The organism is Tahibacter sp. (assembly GCF_032229445.1).
GTDB lineage: Bacteria > Pseudomonadota > Gammaproteobacteria > Xanthomonadales > Rhodanobacteraceae > Tahibacter.
Genome location: NZ_JAVTWC010000040.1, coordinates 1 through 2,697, shown reverse-complemented (window position 1 = coordinate 2,697; position 2,697 = coordinate 1). Strand labels below are relative to the sequence as shown.

At 62.3% G+C, this 2,697-nt stretch carries 6 protein-coding genes; 3 read left to right on the top strand and 3 right to left on the bottom strand.

Annotation, left to right across the window (positions count from 1 at the left end; translation table 11 throughout):
* Window positions 1–229: 229 nt before the first annotated feature.
* Together RUU78_RS08690 and RUU78_RS08685 are read right to left on the bottom strand one after the other, a co-directional pair.
* The gene (locus RUU78_RS08690; RefSeq protein WP_313915654.1) at window positions 230–568 is read right to left on the bottom strand and encodes a hypothetical protein; all 339 of its coding nucleotides are present in this window, start codon (window positions 566–568) and stop codon (window positions 230–232) included.
* Window positions 569–630: 62 nt separating this feature from the next.
* Window positions 631–1,107 (bottom strand): hypothetical protein, encoded by a 477-nt coding sequence (locus RUU78_RS08685; protein WP_313915653.1) that lies wholly within the window; start codon window positions 1,105–1,107, stop codon window positions 631–633.
* Here RUU78_RS08685 and RUU78_RS08680 point away from each other — a divergent pair.
* Window positions 1,106–1,342: a helix-turn-helix transcriptional regulator gene (locus tag RUU78_RS08680; RefSeq protein WP_313915650.1), complete on the top strand. Its 237-nt coding sequence runs from the start codon at window positions 1,106–1,108 to the stop codon at window positions 1,340–1,342. The genes RUU78_RS08685 and RUU78_RS08680 overlap by 2 nt on opposite strands.
* A 139-nt stretch (window positions 1,343–1,481) precedes the next feature.
* Here RUU78_RS08680 and RUU78_RS08675 read toward each other — a convergent pair whose 3' ends face one another.
* Complete coding sequence (locus tag RUU78_RS08675) at window positions 1,482–1,736, bottom strand: hypothetical protein (protein ID WP_313915648.1); 255 nt, start codon at window positions 1,734–1,736, stop codon at window positions 1,482–1,484.
* A 166-nt stretch (window positions 1,737–1,902) separates the two neighbouring features.
* Here RUU78_RS08675 and RUU78_RS08670 point away from each other — a divergent pair, with 166 nt between their 5' ends.
* Both RUU78_RS08670 and RUU78_RS08665 read left to right on the top strand, forming a co-directional pair.
* Entirely contained in the window at window positions 1,903–2,301 is a 399-nt protein-coding gene (locus RUU78_RS08670) for a DUF5320 domain-containing protein (protein WP_313915646.1), read from the top strand.
* Window positions 2,301–2,516: a hypothetical protein gene (locus tag RUU78_RS08665; RefSeq protein ID WP_313915644.1), complete on the top strand. Its 216-nt coding sequence runs from the start codon at window positions 2,301–2,303 to the stop codon at window positions 2,514–2,516. Before RUU78_RS08670 ends, RUU78_RS08665 begins: the two co-directional genes overlap by 1 nt.
* The last annotated feature ends 181 nt before the right edge of the window (window positions 2,517–2,697 follow it).

The following is a 2,697-nucleotide window of genomic DNA, read 5'->3' as shown; positions in this document are numbered from 1 at the left end:
CGCTGCGCGCTTCGCGGCCCCGCGGGAAGGCTTCGGCGAGGAGGCGCTCGGCGAGAAGTACGCCGCCGGGTTGGTCGAAGTGGGGCATGTGGTGGCTCCGTGGGTGGTCGATGAGTGAGACTTTAGCCGCACGTGGCTACCGTGTCAAGCCATAAAAGGCTATTTTGGGGTAAAAAAAAGCCGCACGGTGGCGGCTTCTTCAGTTGGCCCCGTCAGCGCGGAAAGGTCGTTACCCATGCAATGTGTACCAGCCGAGTGCGCGGACGAACAAAGCGACGATGCCAACGCTGATGAGAGCCGCCGGAATTATGGCGAAAGTCAGCTTGATCAGAAAAATCACCATGGACAAGAACGACATGTGAATGTCCGTCACAACCACGCGCGCCGCGGATCGGCGCTCTGTTGGCGCGGCCGTTGGCGTCGTTGGTGCCGCGCGCTCTTCGGCCAGCGTGGCGTCCGTTGGCGCGGCTCTGTCGACAATAGCTGGCGTCTCCGCCATGTCCTCTACCAGGAAATGCGGCTCGGGCGCCAACCGAGACCGGCGCGCCGGCTGTCCTTGGGTATCCATAGCGAAACCATATCATGATTCGTGGCATTTGCAGCCCTTGATCGCGCGCAGTCGAGTTCGGGCTAGTCGTTGCTCTCGCTGCGCGGCCCGAAATCCTTTTTGCGGGTTGCCTTTCGCGCAAGGTCAAGCAGGATTTCACGCACCTCCTGCGAGGCGTCTCGATATCCCTGCAGCAGCTCGCGTTCCTCGACTGGCGGCTCCTGCGCGGTCAGGACGGTGACCGGCGCCGCGAGCTCGTACTCGTCGACCGGCTCGGCCAGCAGGTCTTTCGCTGTCCGTCGAAACGCACGTGCGATCAGGTCGAGATTCTGCACCGTCAGATTGCCGTCACCGTTGCGGGCGCGCTGAACAGTGCCGAACCCCACGTGAGCCGCTTTCGCCACCTTAGCAAGGGTTTCCCGCCCCGGATACGACGCCATGAGTTCGGTCAGGTTGCGGCTGATGATTTGCGAAATCTCCACGTATGGATGGTCGCAAAAGCGAAAATCAATGTGTGGGTATTGCGCTGATCCATTGGTGGGTATAGGATGCGCATCCATGACAACTTCACCTCCAATCTACGACTTTGTGATGGCCCACCTGAGGGCCAAATCCATCCCGCAACGCGCTGTTGCTGCGGGCAGCGGCGTGCCCTACTCGACTGTCACCAAGATCGCGCAGGGCAGCTTCAAGGAGCCCAGCGTGCATACCGTGCAGCGGCTCGCCGACTTCTTCGCCAAGCAGTCGCCAGCCAGCCAGCCCGACCATGTCGAGCAACAGCAGTCCGCCGCATGACTGGCCACCCAATCTCCTCCAACCGCCCGGCGACGTCTCCCCGCCGGTGCGGCTTCCATCACTCTCCGCGTCCTGACAGACGCGGAGAGGGCTTTTTTTCGGAAAGGACAGCGCGTGCTCAACGAACTCCAGAAGTCTTTCAACCGCTGGGTGGATTCCCGCCGGTTTGTTGTTGGCGATCGTCGCCGGCCATGGCCGATGCAACAGCAGCCGCCATGTCCAGGAACAATGTCTCGCCGCGCAGATCGCCCGCTGTGTTCCTGCCGTGCGCCATGGCAACCAAGTCTTGCAGCAGCGGCTGCCGTTCTTCTTTTGGCAGCCGTCTTGTCAGTGCGAAGCAAATCCCGCCGAGGGCGGTAGTCAGCGCGTTGTAGTCGTCGGAAGGTATGGCCATGGGTACTCCTGTGCGGGTGGATGAAAGCGTGGAAGTTGGATTCTATCTGCATTGGGGTACTCCACTGGCCGAGCCGAGCGGCACGAAGAAACAATAGATCACCGCCTGTACGAAGGCTGTCCGGATTTTTCGTACAGCCACGTACAAGCCCACGAAAGGTCTCGCCATGCAACAAGCGCTATTCCACGAGTCGATCCAGGACGCCCTGCGCGAAGTCATCCGCGCCGCTGGCGGCTCCAAGATCGTCGGCTGCAAGCTGTGGCCGTCTCTCCCCGTCGACCAGGCCGCGAGCAAGATCAGCGACTGCCTCAACCCGGACCGCCGCCAGCACTTCAACGAGACCGAAATGCTTCACCTGCTGCGCATCGGCAGGGAGATCGAATGCCATGCCGCGATGCACTACATCGCCTCCATCTGCGGCTACTCACAGCCCGACCCGGTAACGCCGGCCGACGAAGTGCAGGCTCTGCAGCAGCAGTTCATCCTGGCCACGAAGGAACTCAAGGCCATGAGTCAGCGCCTCGAGGCCATCACCGCTCGCGCCAACCTCACGGCCGTGCGCTGATGGACGACGCCGACCGCGCCAAGGAGTTCGAGCAGATGCCCATCGATCTCGCCATCGCCGCCGCCCGTTCATCGACAGCCGGCCTCTCGCCCTGTGGCGTCTGCTACTACTGCGACGCCATCGTGCCGCCCGGCTGCCGCTTCTGCGACGCCGACTGTCGCGACGACCACGAGCGCCAACAGCGCGCCGAGAAGATCGCCGGCAAACGCCAATGAACCCCACCCACCCCAACAGTAGCAACCGCGCGCGCAACCCAAACGCAACCCAACGCAACCCCATTGAGCCGGCAAGCGGGTCCTCCCCAACACGTCTGTTTGCGGGTAATGCGAAGCCCGGTGTGGCGCTAGGGCTTTGGTTTTGCGGATAGGCAACCGATGACCTGGCGGAATTACGATG

What these genes read in the sequence shown, in the direction of transcription:
- RUU78_RS08690 (WP_313915654.1), bottom strand. Translation starts at nt 568, where the DNA reads ATGGATACCCAAGGACAGCCGGCGCGCCGGTCTCGGTTGGCGCCCGAG.
- RUU78_RS08680 (WP_313915650.1), top strand. Translation starts at nt 1,106, where the DNA reads ATGACAACTTCACCTCCAATCTACGACTTTGTGATGGCCCACCTGAGG.
- RUU78_RS08685 (WP_313915653.1), bottom strand. Translation starts at nt 1,107, where the DNA reads ATGGATGCGCATCCTATACCCACCAATGGATCAGCGCAATACCCACAC.
- RUU78_RS08675 (WP_313915648.1), bottom strand. Translation starts at nt 1,736, where the DNA reads ATGGCCATACCTTCCGACGACTACAACGCGCTGACTACCGCCCTCGGC.
- RUU78_RS08670 (WP_313915646.1), top strand. Translation starts at nt 1,903, where the DNA reads ATGCAACAAGCGCTATTCCACGAGTCGATCCAGGACGCCCTGCGCGAA.
- RUU78_RS08665 (WP_313915644.1), top strand. Translation starts at nt 2,301, where the DNA reads ATGGACGACGCCGACCGCGCCAAGGAGTTCGAGCAGATGCCCATCGAT.